Origin of the sequence: Rhodococcus sp. BP-332 (assembly GCF_019836065.1) — a bacterium.
Lineage (GTDB): Bacteria > Actinomycetota > Actinomycetes > Mycobacteriales > Mycobacteriaceae > Rhodococcoides.
In genome coordinates this window covers 81,087-95,934 of record NZ_JABUEC010000004.1, presented here as the reverse complement: position 1 = coordinate 95,934, position 14,848 = coordinate 81,087, and the positions used below count along the sequence as shown (strand labels likewise).

Genomic DNA, 14,848 nt, shown 5'->3' with positions numbered 1-14,848 from the left:
GCGGGCGGTGATCACCGCCTGCGGACCCACTGTGTCGGTCGAAGCGGCCAGTTTCTGTCCGCTACTTCGGGCAGTATCGGCGGCATGCCCGCACCCTCGTCCCGCATGCTCACGCTGCTGTCGTTGCTGCAGCACCGACGGGACTGGCCGGGCGAGGAACTGGCTCGGCGACTCGAGGTGAGTCCGCGCACCGTCCGGAGGGACGTCGACCGGCTCCGCGAGCTGGGGTACGCGGTGTCGTCCGCGAAGGGGCCCGACGGGGGCTATCGCCTGGACGCGGGCGCCGACCTTCCGCCTCTGCTCTTCGACGACGACCAGGCGGTGGCACTCGCCGTCGCCCTCGGCGGTGCCACGTCACTCGGCGTGGACGTGGCCGAGCCTGCCGCCCGAGCTCTCGCCACCGTGCGTCAGGTGCTCCCGAGCAGGTTGCGCCACAGACTCGACCGCGTGGCGACGACGCCTCCGCCCGAGTCCGCGCCTATGGTCGACAGCCGAACACTGCTGGCGGTCGCCGGTGCGGTCGGCACCGAGGCACTGCGGTTCGCATACACATCCCCCTCGTCCGAACCCTCGTCGCGACACGTCGAGCCATACGGCGTCGTGACCGCGCGGGCGCGGTGGTACCTGGTGGCATGGGATCTGGCGCGCGACGACTGGCGCATCTTCCGACTCGATCGCATGGAGCTGCGCCCACCGACCGGCAGACGCTTCACACCGCGGCCCGTCCCGGGCGGATCGGAGACGGGTACCTGGCCCTGCGTCGGCGAGGCGGTCGTCCGCCTGCCGGCCGAGGCGCTGCGGCCGTTCCTCACCGAGTCGGACGAGGTAGTGGAACACGTCGACGCAGAGCGGTGCCGCGTGACGGTCGGCTCGTGGTCGTGGGTCGCCGTGGCCGCGTCCCTCGCACGGTTCGACGCAGACCTCGAGGACGTCGCCCCGCCCGGTCTCGTGACGGCGATGGCCACGGTCGCGGCACGTCTCGGCCCCGAACGAACCGACGCGCCCACGGCGGGCGCTCGATCTGCTACGACTGACTCGTGACGAGACTCGGCATCGTGTTCACCCCCGCCCACGACCCTGCCCGGCTCATCGCGGCCGCACGCGCCGCGGAAAAGGCGGGACTCCACGAGTTCTGGCTGTGGGAGGACTGTTTCAGCCACGGTGGGCTGACGACCGCGGCCACAGTGCTGGCGAGCACCGAGCGCATCCAGGTCGGCCTGGGACTCATGCCCGCGCCGCTGCGCAACGTCGCCCTGTGCGCCATGGAGGTCGCGTCGCTGCATCGACTGTTCCCCGGCCGGTTCCTCGCCGGTGCCGGACACGGCGTGCAGCACTGGATGGGGCAGGTCGGCGCCCGCGTCGCGTCTCCGATGACGCTGCTGGACGAGTACTCGACCGCTCTACAGGCGCTGCTGCGCGGGGAGGAGGTCACCGTCGACGGCCGGTACGTCACCCTCGATGCCGTGCAGCTGCAGTGGCCGGCGCCCGACGAACCGTTCTTTCTCGGCGGTACCGGTCCGAAGACGCTGCGCTACGCGGCATCCCACTCGGACGGCACCTTGTTCGCGGCCGCGATGTCGGACGACGAGCTGGCCGCCTCGTGTGCCGAGGTGAGCGCAGCGCGGCGCTCCGCCGACCACCGCGTCATCGCGCCTCGACTGGTGGCGGTGGGCGCCGGCGCGGACAACCGCATTCGCGACGAGGTCGCGCGCTGGTGCAAATCCGATGCGAGCGGGCTCGCGGTCACGGGCGGCGCGGCGGAGGTGGCGGACGAGGTCGCCCGCCTGGGGCACCTCGGCATCACGACGGTCGTCGCCCACCCCACCGACGACGAGCCCGATCTCGAGGGGTTGATCGAGGTGCTCGGTCAGACGGCTGCAGCACTCCGGTAGCCGGTCGCCACAGCCCTCCGCGATGACTTCCGAACCGCTCGGTGGTCCATCTCGTCACACACGACCGAGGAGTGACGCCATGGGAACGATCACCATCGAGATGTTCGCGACGCTCGACCTCGTCGGGCAAGCTCCCGGCGGACCCGACGAGGACCCGGACGGGTTCCCGTTCGGCGGCTGGCAGGCGCCGCTGATCGACGACATCACCGGCGCGCAGATCGATGCGGCCTACCGCGGCACCGATGCGCTACTGCTCGGGCGACGGACGTACGACATCTTCGCGTCGTACTGGCCGCACCAGCAGGGCGGACCGGACGACGGCATCGCGAGTCTCTTCAACGGGATTCCCAAGTACGTCGCCTCGCGCGATCCGCGCACGCTCGACTGGGCCGGATCCTCGGTACTGGGCCCGGATCTACCGACCGCAGTGCGCGAGATCCGAGAGCGGCATCAGGACATCAAGGTCGTGGGCAGTCTGGACCTGGTGCAGACGCTGCTGCGGGAGCGGTTGTTCGACCGCCTCGACCTGTGGCTGCACCCCATCGTGCTGGGTGTCGGAAAGACGGTGTTCGACACCGGCGCTCTGCCGACGAGCCTCGCCCTCGTGGCCCCACCGCAGGCGAGCCCCGGTGGCACCGTGTTCCTGCAGTACGCGCTGGCGGACGGCACGCCGACGACCGGTGACATGGGCGCTCCGGACCGGGGACTCTGACCGGCCCGTCGCGGGCGTCACACGAGGTGCCTCATCCCCCGATCGGCTTCCCGAACAGACCCGCGACGATCTCGCCCACAGCATCGACCCAGACGGGATAGGTGCGCTCGTCCAGTGCCATGGACCCGACGTCGGCGGTACGGCAACCGGGCTCCACAGGTACACCGGCGAACCGATCACGCATCCACAGAACGGCACTCGGGAACGCGATCACCTCCAGCGACAGGTGTTCGCTGAAGTGGTCGCGGGTGTAGGTGACGTTCGCTCCGGGCCGACTGCAGTACGCGTCGACCATCCCGTTCACCGGCCCGACGGGAACCAACCAGTCCGGGTTCGAGTGGTAGACGTAGACCGGCATGGTCGGCGTCGTGCCACCGAGGTTCAGCGCGTCCAGGGACTTCTTCACCACCGGCTGCTCCAACGGATCCCCCTCGGTCCGCAGGAAACCCTTCAGGTTCAGGAACGGCAGCAGGGCAGAGGTGTACCCCACGCACAGGTTGTCCTTGGCCGCGAAGAGGGCCCGACCCGCGGGATCGATGTGTTCGTCCACGAATCGCGCCAAGTCGGGGTCCTCACGGCTGGCGCCGATGATGCCGGCCGCAACGATGCCGGATCCGAGCGCGTTGTTCGCGTTGTTCACCAGGGCGGCGAGCTCGGCGGGGGTGCCGCCCTCCGTGGCGCCGACGATGCTCAGCTCCGGGGCGTAGGTCCCGGCGAGTTCGGCGGCGTGTCCGGTGGCGATCGCTCCGCCCGAGTAGCCGCTCATCCCGACCTTCGTGTCCACCCCGGACAGTCCCATCGGAGCGAAACTCTCCGCCGCCCGGATGCCGTCGAGCGTGATGCGTCCGGCGACCGGCCCGGCGGCGAACGCGTTGTTCGGCCCCTGATGGTCCGGAACCGACACCGCCCAGCCCTGGGCCAGCGCTGCCTGCACTTCGAGGAACTGCACGCCGGACGTCACGGCACCCGTCAGAGGCCACGGGATCGCACCCTGGCGCATGACGTACGACGGCGCGCAGTACGCGGCCAGTGAGTCCTCGGCCATCTGCACCGAGAGCAGCGGACGCGGAGCCGAGGCGGCGCCGCGCGGGGTGATGACGGTGGTCACCGCCGGGATCGGCTCGCCCCGGCCGTTGTTCGACCGGTACGACAACTGCCAGGCGTCGACCTGCGTCGGGATCAGATTCAGCGTGGCCAGGTCCACGGGACGCGCGGCGATGATCTCTCCCGGTGCGGCGGCGGCGACCACGGCGTCGGGCGGCAGGTAGAAGTCGGTGTCGAACTCAGGGATCGCAGGGAAGGTGGGCGCCGCGGACACGGGCGTGACCACCGTCGCGGACACCGCCACGGCGGCCACCACCACCGCAAGTGCGTACGAAGGACGGAACCGACGAGCGGACATCGATCTCACTCTTTCTCGCGCCGAGCCTCGACAGCAGTCGCATGTGCGCCCGGCAACAGTGTTCAGCACATCCAACATGTTGGACACGCGTGTCCATGATTGTGATCAGGACTGTAGAGCGTTGTGGGCTGGATAACAATCCCCGCTATCGATCGAGGTCAGGAACGAACGCGCCGAGGACGGCGATCATCGTCTGGACGATCCCGTCCACGCGTGGCCGGGGCGGCGGGGTGCGCGACCAGTCCGACACCAACTCGGTGAGCGCCCCGAGGAAGGCGGTGGCAGCGAGCCGGTGACCGCCCGGCGGGACGAAGTCGGCGCCGATCTCGGCACGGAGCGTCGCCTCGATGAACTCGGCCCAGGTCGCGCGGCGCCTGCTGCGGTGCTGCTCGACGTCGTCACTCACCCCGACCATCTCGAGGTACGAGATGCGTGCCCGACGTGGGTCCCGTCCCAACGAGTCGATCAGCGCGGTCATCGCGGCGACGACGAGCGCTCGTCGGGTGCGGTCCGTCGCGTCGGCGAGCGCGGCGACGACCGCGGCGAGGGCATCGTCCTGCACGAGGTCGTACACGGCGACGAGCAGCGTCTCGCGATTGGCGAACTCGCTGTAGAACTGGCTGCGTGCCAGACCCGCGGCCGAGCAGATGTCGGCGACGGACGTCGCGGCGTACCCCTTGTCGCCGATCACCTCGATGCCGGCCTGCAGGAACCGTCGTCGCCGGTCGGCACGTCGATCCGTCATCGACCGTCCGCCGTAGACGCGATCCACGTCCTCTGCCACGCGAGAACCCTATCCAAGAGGCTCTCGTCGATCGTCAGCCCGCGACACGGACCGTCCGCGCGCGCACGGCGAGGAAGAACGGGATGGCGGAGCCGATGCCCACGCCGAAGGTGAGGAGCACCGTGACCAGCCACCACCGGACGATGCCGAGTCGCCGCGCCTCCGGCAACGCCCAGACGTGGAAGGCGATCACCACCAGGATCAGATCCACCATCGCGAACCGTCCGGGCACGGTGGACCAGATCTTCCCGACGAAGAAGTCGGCGGCGGATCGTGTCCCGTGCTTCCGGACGTAGGGCAGGGCGATCGCGTTCTGCGCGACACCCGCCACTGCCGCGAGGGCCATGAGTCTGCGTTCGTCCGACGTCGTCACCGATGCTCCGTTCGTGGTGTGGATCTGATGAGTATCACCTGCCGGTGAAGGTGGCCTGCCGTCTCTCGACGAACGACAGCATCCCCTCGGCCGCATCGGACGTCGAGAACAGTGCCCGGATTCGGGGAGCAGCTGCGCAGCCGCGGCCGCGTCCCCCTCGATCAGGCTGCGATGCGCGGACTCGAGCGTGGCCCGCACACCGAGTGGCGCAGCGGTCTCCGCGATGCGGTGAGCGAGCTCGATCGCGCGCTCGATCGTCGCCGCGGGATCCGCGCAGACCTCCTGCACGAGCCCGATGCGATGAGCCTCCTCGGCGTCGAACTCGTCGCCGGTGAGCATCCACCGCATCGCGTTCCCCCAGCCGGTCTCGCGAGGGAAGCGCAGGGTCGCCCCGCCGAAGGGATAGATACCGCGCTGAACTTCCATCTGGGAGAAACGAGTTCCGGCTGCGGCGACCCGGATGTCGGACGCCAGCAGCAATTCGATGCCGAGCGTCATGCACCAGCCGTGCACCGCCGTCACCACCGGAGTGGTCCACGTCCCGTCGAGGCGCCACGGATCTCGCCCACCCTCGGCGAACGGCAGGCGATCGCCCGTCAGGTGCTGGGCGACGTCCACGAGATCGAGACCGGCGGTGAAGTGCTCACCGTGGGCGAACAGCACGCCGGCACGGAGGTCGTCGTCCTCCTCCACCATTCCGTAGGCCGTCGACAGCTCGCGGATCATGTCGGTGGTGAAGGAGTTCCGCTTCGACGGCCTGTTCAGCCCGATGTGCAGGACGTGCCCACGCGGTTCGACAGTGATGGTCTGAAACTCGGTCACGACACACTCCCCCTGTGGCGGGCCGGAACCCGGTTATATGTTCCATCGCATAGTACACAGAGGTGCCGGACCCGTACATGCAGAAAGCCGGCACCAGGATGATCCTGGTACCGGCTCTCTGTGGTGCGCCCGAAGGGATTCGAACCCCTAACCTCCTGATCCGTAGTCAGGTGCTCTATCCGTTGAGCTACGGGCGCATGCTGTGGTGCTGTTCAGTTGTCCTCCGACCGAAGTCGAAAGTGGCGGAGGCGAGAGGATTTGAACCTCCGGACCCGGTGAAGGGTCAAGTCATTAGCAGTGACTCCCATTCGGCCGCTCTGGCACGCCTCCTGGACCTCTTTCGAGGGCACCGGTCCTTGCGAACCGCCGAGAAGGAAGATTACACACGCGCCGGAGTAGACGCAAAACGGCTGGTGGGGCGGTCTTATCGGAGATGACTGTCGAACCAGTCGAAGATGCGACGTTGGGCGTCGACGATCGCCTCCTCGCCGGCCGACTCCTCCGACACGGCGGATTCCTCGTCCGCACGATGCTCGACACCGGCGTAACTGACGACGAGCGTGGCGACGGACGCCTTCGACACGGCCTCCTGCAACTGCTCCACGTGCTCCACGGGAGTGCGGACGTCGTCGCGTCCGTAGAGACCGAGCCAGGGCGCCTTGAGGGATGCCGCCGCGTCGACGAGAGCGAGCGCATCCGTGGTCAGCGCCTCGACGATGCCGGGAGCCGCGACACTCACCGCCGCACCGATGGCTCGATCGGTGGCCACCAGGGCGGCTGCGGTTCCGGCGTCGTCGAATCCGATGACGCCGATGCAGTCGGTCGGGACGCCTCGGCTCTGCAGCCAGTCGACGGTGGCGTCGAAGTCCTCGAACAACGGCGTGCCGAACACCTCGTCGTCGCCCGCCGCCCGGTGGAACAGGTGCGGCGCCGCGACCAACCAGCCGTCGGCGGCGAGGGACCGCATGAACTCGAGCAGGGCCTGCGGGAGCTCGCGCGCCTCGTGCAACACCACGATGCCGCCGCGAGCCCTGCTGTCCGGCTCGAACGCGGTGAGCGGCACGCGATCGAGCGTGGCGGTGTCCGCACCCTCGTCGCGGGGGCGGATGGGCGCAGTGTCCTCGATGAGACCCGACATGGCTCCACGGTAATGGCACACAATGGCGAAAGCGAGGGTCGAGCGAGAGCCGCGACCACACTGTGTCCGACCGCCGCGCATAATCGGTGATCGTGACCCCACGCACGCGCCCCGACCTCGATGCCATCCCCGGTTACCTGCCCGGTCGCTCGTTCCCGGGCGCGATCAAACTCGCCAGCAACGAGACCACGGCCGGCCCGCTGCCCAGCGTTCGCGAGGCCATCGCCGAGGCGGCGGCCGGAGTGAACCGCTATCCCGACAACCAGTCGACAGTCCTGGTCGAGGCGCTCGCGGACTTCCTCGACGTCCCGGCCACCACCGTCGCCGTCGGCTGCGGATCGGTCGCGCTGTGCCAGGAGCTGGTCCAGGTCACCTGCAACGCCGGGGACGAGGTCGTCTTCGGCTGGCGCTCGTTCGAGGCCTACCCCATCGTCACGCTCGTCGCCGGCGCCACCGCCGTGCGTGTGCCGCTCACTCACGACGACGTGCACGACCTCGACGCGATGGCCGCAGCGGTGACGGACAAGACCCGTCTCATGTTCGTGTGCAACCCGAACAACCCGACGGGCACCGTGGTGGACCCCGCCGACCTCGAACGGTTCCTCGACGCGATCCCCGACCACATCGTCGTGGTGCTGGACGAGGCCTACTTCGAGTACACCGACCGCGCGATCGACGGCGTGGAGATCGGACGAACCCGGCCCAACGTGGTGGTGCTGCGGACGTTCTCGAAGGCCTACGGCCTCGCCGGACTGCGGGTGGGGTACGCCGTCGGAGCACCGTCGATCATCACGTCGATGAAGAAGGTGCACACCGCGTTCAGCGTGAGCAGTGTCGCGCAGAGTGGCGCCGTCGCGTCGCTCGCGGCCTCGGACGAACTCCTCGCACGTACGGCAGTCGTGACGGCCGAGCGGTCGCGCCTCCGTGACTCGTTGCGCGACATGGGGTTCCAGGTGCCCGAGTCGTCCGCGAACTTCGTGTGGATCCCGCTGGGGGCGGAGTCGGGAGACTTCTCCGCAGCGTCCACCGAGGCCGGTGTCATCGTGCGGGCGTACGGGGACGACGGCGTACGCGTGACCGTGGGCGACCCACACGAGAACGATGCGTTCCTCGCGTTCGCCGCGTCGGCTGCCGAGCAGTTCGCCGGGGCCACGGCCTCGCGATAGGACCCGTGTGCGCACGCGGTGCGTGAGGCGCACACCCTCCGCAGCCGGCGGGAGAGGGTGTGCGGTCGACGGAGCGGGTGTACGCCCCCGACAACCGGGCGGGTCGACGCGCAGCACTCGGGCACACGCCGAAAGATCTTCACGGCGGAGCACCAGAGACTGTGCACACCCCTTGCGTGAGGCGCACACCCTCCGCAGCCGGCGGGAGAGGGTGTGCGGTCGACGGAGAGGGTGTACGCCCCTGATAGCTACAGGCCGAGCGCCCCGGCCACGACGGGCCACGAGTTGTGCATCTCGTCCTGCCAGTAGCGCCAGGAGTGCGTGCCGTACGGCTTGAACACGATGGTCGCCGGGACACCCGCCGCGCGCAGCGTGTCGGCGAAGCCGGTGGTGCAGATGTTCGCGGCGGCCTCGAGGGGGCCGCCCACGGTCAGCGCGTCGATGATCTCCTCACCGAAACCGCCACCCGCCTCGTACGGTCCGGGGAATCCGTTGCCCGTCGACAGGTACACCTGCTTGCCGCGGAGCGTCTCGACGCGGGTACTCGGATCGTTCTCGGCCCACAGCGGATCCGCGTTCGTGCCCCACATGTTGGTGGCGTCGCCTCCGGTGGACCCGACGGTGGCACGCACCGCGTTCTTCGTCTCGTTGGAGCGGTTGTCGTAGCAACCGCTGAATCCGGCGATGCCCGTGTACAGATCGGGATGCTTGGTCAGCAGGTTCATCGCGCCCTGTGCGCCCATCGACAGACCCATCAGCGCGTTGACGCCGTTGCCGTCGAAGCGGGCATCGATCAACGGGGGCAGTTCCGACGTCAGGAACGTCTCCCACTTGTTGACTCCGAGCACGGGATCGGGCTGGGCCCAGTCGGCGTAGTAGGCACCGCGTCCCCCGACGGGAAGGACGATGTTGGCGGCCTTGTCCGAGAAGAACGAGACCGCGTCCGTCTTCTGCGTCCACGTGCTCTCCGTGTAGCCGGACTCCTCGCCCGCACTGACCCCGTCCAGCATGTACAGCGACGGACGCGGTACCGATCGATCGGCGGGCAGCAACACCTGCACCTGGATCTCGCGGTTCATCGACGAGGAGAACACCGACATGACGGCCCGGCGATCGGTCGCCATGGTCACCGAGACGACGCGAGTGGGTGACGACGCGTCCACGGCCGGCGTCGGAACGCCCGGCTGCGCACCCGCCACCGGCGCGGAGCCGAGAAGCGTCAGCGCGGTGAGGCACCCCGCGGCGAGCAGAGCGGGACGTCGCATCGACAGACCTTTCGTCCGATGTGGCTCGCGTGGAGCCACCGGTGAACAGAGAGACACGACGCGCGGAACGTCCCGCGCGCCCGGGGGAACGCGTACCAACTTACTTGCCGGTAGGTACGCCACCTTCAGGTCCAAAGGACTGCCCGACGTCCTGTCTGCGGTCACAAGAACCGGCGACGAGGACACCGAGACCGGGAACCGTGCCGAAAGCGTACCGCGAGACGGTGGACGACACGCGAACCGGACTCCGAGGCATCACCCACGTGTGTGACATTTCATGAAGTGGGTCACCGTCAATTGTGTGAAAGCAAGATGGAACTAGGTGAAAACGCGACTTGTTTTGCCTCAACAGGCGTCATGCAGGGGTGTCATCGCAGGTCACAGCGGTTGGCCTGACAACGGGAACAGACACCGCAGTGGGCCTGAGCGCATACCGTGGCTCTCGAATAGGTATCTCGAAACAATCTCGGGACCCGTTAATGATTGTTACGGTACCCCGAGAACATGCACGACTGACATGAACTACACAGTCATGGGGGGATCGATGACCACACCGAAGACAGCTCCGAAGCCGCTTCCGGGACACATGGAAGCGGGCCTGATCGCCGGCACCCGCACAAACTCTCTGGCGATGAGCGATCTGCGAGGGGTGGCGCGTCATCTGGTCGATCACTTCCAGGCCAACACCCCCTGCGGAACGCTCCCCGGCGAGCTCCTGCACGGCGACGTCACCGAGGTCACCGTCAAGTGCCTGGGTCTCGCCGTCCGCATGCTCGAATCGGGCAAGACGCCGTCGGACAAGGACCTCGCCAACGTCCACGACGCGGCCGCTCGCTGGGCTCGCGAGGGGGTGCCGCTGCGCTCGATCCTGCGCGCCTATCACGACGGATTCCGCTTCGGTCTCACTCTCGTCAGCCGTGACGCCAAGGCGCAGAACATCGAGAACGTCACCGACAACTCGCTCGTCCTGGTGAGCCTCCTCGAGGCCGTCACCACCGAGGTGTCCATGGCGTACGTGGAGGAGTACCGCTCCGTCGCGTCCGAGCACCACACCGCCACGCACACTCTGGTGACCACGTTGCTCAGCGGCGGGCAGAACGCCCTGTCCACCGCGCAGCAGTGCGGCATCGACCTCGCCGACGAGTACCTCGTCATCGCGCTGCACTTCCCGCAGCATCCCGACGAGGCGAACCCCGTCGTCGATCGCACCGTGTCCGCACGGCGCAAGCTGCGCCGCATCCAGGCGGAACTCGCGACCATGTGCGGCAAGTCGCCGCTGGCCCTGCTCAGCACCGACGGCGGCACCGTGCTCCTGCCCGCACCACGCGAACGCGAGTGGGTGGACACCCTCGTCGAGCGACTCTCCCGCGCCGGCGAGATCCCGATCACCGCCACGATGACGTCGGCCGAGCGCGAGGACATCCCCGGTGCTGCCGAGCACGTCTACGAACTGCTCTCGCTCACACGGCAACTCGGCCGACCGGCCGGGATGTACCGCACCGAGGACCTGGTGCTCGAGTACCAGCTCACCCGTCCGGGCCGCGGCCGGGAGCAGCTGCTCCGCGCTCTGAAGCCCCTCGACGACGCGCCCGAGCTGCTCGACACGCTGACGTCGTACATCGGTCACGAACTCAACCGCCAGCGCACCGCGCGGCACCTGTTCGTGCACGCCAACACCGTCGACTACCGCCTCAAGCGCATCGGCCAGCTCACCGGCATCGATCCCAGCGTGCCCTCGGGACTGCGCTACCTGCAGGCCGCCATCGTGGCCCGCGGACTCGCCGCCGCGAAGCAGAAGTAACGCGGCACCGACCGACACGAACGCCCCCTCCGGACGGAGGGGGCGTTCGTCGTCGATCACATCGCACTGGCGGAAGCGGAGGGATTTGAACCCTTCTTGCACCACCTGCTCAGCGGAACAACCTCCGGCTGAGCAGGCAGTTAACGTGACGACAGCTCTCTATCAATCCCACTCGATGCCCACTGATTGTGGGCAAAACGTGGGCAACAAGAGCAGCCACCAAAACCTTGGTGTCCGCATGTGTTCTGGCGGTCTAACTGGAGCATGCAGCATCACGTGCTTCTCGCGGCGTCGAGGTCGAACGCTGCAATGAATCGACCCCTAGCGGCGTCCGCCCTTGATGGCCTGCCCCGCAGGTAGCTGCCCAGAGTTACCGCTGCTGTGCTGACGCCTGCGACTGCCGCGCCCAACGCAATAGTCTGCGAGTTGTTTGCGATCCCCATTGCGGTGGACGATGCGAGCCCAACAGACATTGGAACGGTCGCCGCTGCAAGGGCGGTCTTGAACGAAGACTTCTTTGCATCGCGTGCCAGCGATAGACCAGCGCTTCGGATGTGCTCGGCAAACTGCGCCGACGCGTCTTGGGATCTTGCGCCGGCCAGCAACGCGTTTTGATAGGTGTCCATCGCCTTCGACAGCTCACTGCGCCAGCCCGTGAACGTGCTGTCGGAGCGGACATCCAGAACGTCAGTCATACTCAGCCTGGTTGGCTCGAACAGTGGTAGCCCGGTCGAAGCGAGCATCTTGAGATGACGACGGCCGGGTTCACGCCGTCCGCCGACCTGGAGGGCCTCGTACTGGTCTCCGCAGTCTTCGACCAGCACCTCAAAAATTCGACGTTCGAGCGCGTTCGCCAGGTAGAGGTCCGCTGTGGATTCTGTGACGTTCGCCAGTTGCCATGACACCTCCATGAGGGCCCGCCCAAACAGCTCGATGGCAACTAAAGGATTGTTGACACCCGCCGGCAAATCCATCGGTCTAATGCCGCAAACTCTCAGGAGGGCCGCACAATCGTCGGCGTACGCCTGCGCACGTGCACGCGAGATTTCCGGCAACCCGTAGCCGACCTCGATAAGCTTCAGGAGCGTAGATAGCGAGGGACCGAGTCCGAACGGCTCAAGCCAGATTTGGCGATCGGAGCTCTCCAATGTCGGATGCACGTTCGACACGTGAACCGCTCCCCGGCGTATCGGCTCCTCGATCATGGCGAGGTGTTCGACCACCCCTGTGAAGACGTCAATTTCGACCCGCGCCTGCGGTCTATCTAAGTCGTCGTAGAACAAGCGGCGTAAGGGGTCGGCGAATACGACCCCAGTACACGCGACCAAGTGCATCACTAATTCAGCGAGCTCGTCTTTCGCCGCTACCGGCGTTGGGGCGAATTTATGCTTCTTGGTGCCATACCCCCGCAGGACTGCGCCACCACTGCTGACATCCTGGTGGTGGCTTATCAGCGGCCACAGCTCGTCATTCGCAGGTGCAAAATCTTGTGGGACCGCTCGCCACTGAGAATAAATCTCACGAACCGACTCGATCTCTTTCGAACCGAACCTTGCGTTGTCCCGCTTGAGTAGACCGGCAGGGGTGTCACCCAACGAGTCCTTGAACACGCAGAGTATTGATTCATCCCTTGCCACGGCGGACCCCCCTGAACAGGCGAATGATGCGGGCCAGCATATCCAACGGCAAGCAGGACGGCTCGGCACCGAGACGTGTGCTGCGGATGTGGGACGCATGGTAAGGGTGTTGCTGCCGAGCGCAGCATGGCTGTTCGGTAGATCCGACTGCGAACTGTTGTACCATCTGGCCTGAGTCGAGTTACCGAACGCGAGCGACAGCCGATGGTCTTAGATTGCACGCGCTGCCAGTGTGGCGCGCTCCAGACGCGAAACCTGCGTGCGATGGTTGCCTAGTGGCGATCAACGAGTGGTGGACCTCAAGACCAGCCGAGCGTTACTGGATGGAGACGATTCGGAGGCACGATTTCGGCGACGGCATCAGAGCGCCGTTTAGGAACAAGAATGGGGCAGCGGCCCCATATTGGGAGCTTGTAAATCACGTTCAAGACGGCGACGTGGTCCTGCATTGGACAACCGAGCGTGACGGACACCCATCTCAATTCGCAGGGTGGTCGAAGGTCGATGGGGTTCCATACGACGTCGAGAATCTCGTCTATAACGATAACAGTGCAACCACCGGTCGCGAAGCGCTCCTCCGTGACTACACCCAGTTCAACACGACCGTCACGATCGATGATCTAAACAGTCGACTGAGCAGCGTTCAGGCGGTGGATACCGCATTGCAGGCAAGTGTCGCCGGACTTGTCTACTTCCCGTTCGCTTTTTTTGAGAACGGGACTCTAAGGCCGAAGCAGGGAGGCTACCTCACCAAGTTTCCGGCGGCTCTATTCGATGCTTTGCCCGAGCTGCTTGCTGCAAAGCTAAACGACGATGGTTCAGGCGCAGATACCGACGAGCACACAGAAACTTCAGCGACAACGCGATCCGACAGGCGTCAGGCGCGTGAAGCGGGCTACATCTCGGACCCCAAGGTCCGGCGGGCTATCGAGATGCAAGCAGTGACTCAGGCTATCCAGCACTATTCGTCGTTGGGCTATCTATATAAGGACGTTGGATCGTCAAAGCCCTTCGACCTCCTCCTTGTGGGCACTGGCGACCTGCCCATCGAGCGTCACGTCGAGGTGAAAGGGTCCACGGGACCTGCCGCCAGTGTCGAGTTGACACATGGCGAGGTGGATCATGCCCGAACCTTCCAGCCCACCGACCTCTTCGTGGTCAGCGGTATTACCTGGCACCGAAGCGGCGACGACGTGGTCACCACATCCGGGACCGCCATGGTTATCGATGGGTGGGCACCCGCCGATACCGATCTCAAGCCGATTCGGTTCCGCCATGCCGTGCCTGCACCACTACTTAGACCGATTGGCTAGGGAGGTTGCGGCTCCCTGATAGGAGGGTATGTACGCTTCGCGGAACGAAGAGGAGGGATCGTAACGTGGCAAAAGTGCATGATGTAGCCGCTACAGTCCTTGAGTTTCATGGCCGCCCTGTGAGCACAATGAAGCTGCAGAAGCTCGTCTACTACTCGCAAGCTTGGCATCTCGCTTGGACGAATCGAGCGCTCTTCGACGATCATATCGAGGCCTGGGCAAATGGGCCGGTTACCGTGTCCCTCTATCGTCATCACCGGGGCCAGTTCGAGGTCGCAGACTGGCCCCTCGGAGACTCGCGCAAGCTGACTGCCAGCGAATCTGCGGTAGTCAAGACCGTTGTTGAAGCTTACGGGCCACTTTCCGCACGCGTCTTGAGTGACCAGACACATCGAGAAGACCCCTGGAGACTCGCGAGAGGTACATCCAAAGCGGGAGAACGGAGCGACGCCCAGATCTCACCCTCTCTGATGCGTGACTACTACCGGTCGATTCCGCGGACTACGCCTTGACCGGCCAACCGCTCCCCGCCAGGGACCCGCA

The 14,848-nt window shown here is 66.4% G+C and carries 13 protein-coding genes, 2 tRNA genes and 1 pseudogene; 7 read left to right on the top strand and 9 right to left on the bottom strand.

Annotated features, from left to right (window positions below; all coding sequences use genetic code 11):
* Positions 1-84: 84 nt before the first annotated feature.
* From HQ314_RS15635 to HQ314_RS15625, 3 genes are all read left to right on the top strand, one after another.
* On the top strand, positions 85-1,041 hold the full coding sequence (locus HQ314_RS15635) for a YafY family protein (protein WP_222650561.1): 957 nt from the start codon (positions 85-87) through the stop codon (positions 1,039-1,041).
* Entirely contained in the window at positions 1,038-1,892 is an 855-nt protein-coding gene (locus tag HQ314_RS15630; protein WP_222650560.1) for an LLM class flavin-dependent oxidoreductase, read from the top strand. Before HQ314_RS15635 ends, HQ314_RS15630 begins: the two co-directional genes overlap by 4 nt.
* 79 nt (positions 1,893-1,971) lie before the next feature.
* The gene (locus HQ314_RS15625; protein WP_222650559.1) at positions 1,972-2,604 is read left to right on the top strand and encodes a dihydrofolate reductase family protein; all 633 of its coding nucleotides are present in this window, start codon (positions 1,972-1,974) and stop codon (positions 2,602-2,604) included.
* Positions 2,605-2,635: 31 nt separating this feature from the next.
* Here HQ314_RS15625 and HQ314_RS15620 read toward each other — a convergent pair whose 3' ends face one another.
* From HQ314_RS15620 to HQ314_RS15590, 7 genes and pseudogenes are all read right to left on the bottom strand, one after another.
* On the bottom strand, positions 2,636-4,006 hold the full coding sequence (locus HQ314_RS15620; protein WP_222650558.1) for a lipase family protein: 1,371 nt from the start codon (positions 4,004-4,006) through the stop codon (positions 2,636-2,638).
* Between the two features lie 145 nt (positions 4,007-4,151).
* Positions 4,152-4,790: a TetR/AcrR family transcriptional regulator gene (locus tag HQ314_RS15615; protein ID WP_308119438.1), complete on the bottom strand. Its 639-nt coding sequence runs from the start codon at positions 4,788-4,790 to the stop codon at positions 4,152-4,154.
* Between the two features lie 34 nt (positions 4,791-4,824).
* A complete protein-coding gene (locus HQ314_RS15610; RefSeq protein ID WP_222650811.1) occupies positions 4,825-5,136 on the bottom strand; it encodes a DUF2834 domain-containing protein in 312 nt (103 codons plus the stop codon).
* A gap of 61 nt (positions 5,137-5,197) precedes the next feature.
* Positions 5,198-5,967: pseudogene (locus HQ314_RS15605) on the bottom strand (crotonase/enoyl-CoA hydratase family protein).
* A 139-nt stretch (positions 5,968-6,106) separates the two neighbouring features.
* Positions 6,107-6,182: transfer RNA gene (locus tag HQ314_RS15600), tRNA-Arg, on the bottom strand.
* Between the two features lie 43 nt (positions 6,183-6,225).
* Positions 6,226-6,315: transfer RNA gene (locus HQ314_RS15595), tRNA-Ser, on the bottom strand.
* A gap of 94 nt (positions 6,316-6,409) precedes the next feature.
* Positions 6,410-7,123, bottom strand: a complete 714-nt coding sequence (locus HQ314_RS15590; RefSeq protein ID WP_027506573.1) for a dienelactone hydrolase family protein — start codon at positions 7,121-7,123, stop codon at positions 6,410-6,412.
* Positions 7,124-7,215: 92 nt separating this feature from the next.
* Here HQ314_RS15590 and hisC point away from each other — a divergent pair, with 92 nt between their 5' ends.
* Positions 7,216-8,289: a histidinol-phosphate transaminase gene (hisC, locus tag HQ314_RS15585; protein ID WP_222650557.1), complete on the top strand. Its 1,074-nt coding sequence runs from the start codon at positions 7,216-7,218 to the stop codon at positions 8,287-8,289.
* A 248-nt stretch (positions 8,290-8,537) separates the two neighbouring features.
* Here hisC and HQ314_RS15580 read toward each other — a convergent pair whose 3' ends face one another.
* On the bottom strand, positions 8,538-9,554 hold the full coding sequence (locus HQ314_RS15580) for an alpha/beta hydrolase family protein (RefSeq protein ID WP_222650556.1): 1,017 nt from the start codon (positions 9,552-9,554) through the stop codon (positions 8,538-8,540).
* 631 nt (positions 9,555-10,185) lie between these two features.
* Between HQ314_RS15580 and HQ314_RS15575 the strand changes: the two genes are divergently transcribed.
* Positions 10,186-11,355 carry a CdaR family transcriptional regulator gene (locus HQ314_RS15575; protein WP_261770345.1) on the top strand — a complete coding sequence of 390 codons (1,170 nt, stop codon included), beginning with the start codon at positions 10,186-10,188 and terminating at the stop codon, positions 11,353-11,355.
* Positions 11,356-11,627: 272 nt separating this feature from the next.
* On the opposite strand, the gene HQ314_RS15570 is transcribed toward HQ314_RS15575, so the two are convergent.
* Positions 11,628-12,965 carry a hypothetical protein gene (locus HQ314_RS15570; protein ID WP_222650555.1) on the bottom strand — a complete coding sequence of 446 codons (1,338 nt, stop codon included), beginning with the start codon at positions 12,963-12,965 and terminating at the stop codon, positions 11,628-11,630.
* A 302-nt stretch (positions 12,966-13,267) separates the two neighbouring features.
* Between HQ314_RS15570 and HQ314_RS21775 the strand changes: the two genes are divergently transcribed.
* Positions 13,268-14,305, top strand: coding sequence for a protein NO VEIN domain-containing protein (locus tag HQ314_RS21775; protein WP_222650554.1), 1,038 nt, complete (start codon positions 13,268-13,270; stop codon positions 14,303-14,305).
* Between the two features lie 128 nt (positions 14,306-14,433).
* Positions 14,434-14,817, top strand: coding sequence for a Panacea domain-containing protein (locus HQ314_RS21875; RefSeq protein ID WP_374197847.1), 384 nt, complete (start codon positions 14,434-14,436; stop codon positions 14,815-14,817).
* Positions 14,818-14,848 lie beyond the last annotated feature (31 nt).

Bases quoted from the DNA above. Each gene is read 5' to 3' on its own strand.
- HQ314_RS15635 (WP_222650561.1), top strand. From the start codon at position 85: ATGCCCGCACCCTCGTCCCGCATGCTCACGCTGCTGTCGTTGCTGCAG.
- HQ314_RS15625 (WP_222650559.1), top strand. From the start codon at position 1,972: ATGGGAACGATCACCATCGAGATGTTCGCGACGCTCGACCTCGTCGGG.
- HQ314_RS15620 (WP_222650558.1), bottom strand. From the start codon at position 4,006: ATGTCCGCTCGTCGGTTCCGTCCTTCGTACGCACTTGCGGTGGTGGTG.
- HQ314_RS15610 (WP_222650811.1), bottom strand. From the start codon at position 5,136: ATGGCCCTCGCGGCAGTGGCGGGTGTCGCGCAGAACGCGATCGCCCTG.
- HQ314_RS15590 (WP_027506573.1), bottom strand. From the start codon at position 7,123: ATGTCGGGTCTCATCGAGGACACTGCGCCCATCCGCCCCCGCGACGAG.
- HQ314_RS15580 (WP_222650556.1), bottom strand. From the start codon at position 9,554: ATGCGACGTCCCGCTCTGCTCGCCGCGGGGTGCCTCACCGCGCTGACG.
- HQ314_RS15575 (WP_261770345.1), top strand. From the start codon at position 10,186: ATGAGCGATCTGCGAGGGGTGGCGCGTCATCTGGTCGATCACTTCCAG.
- HQ314_RS21875 (WP_374197847.1), top strand. From the start codon at position 14,434: ATGAAGCTGCAGAAGCTCGTCTACTACTCGCAAGCTTGGCATCTCGCT.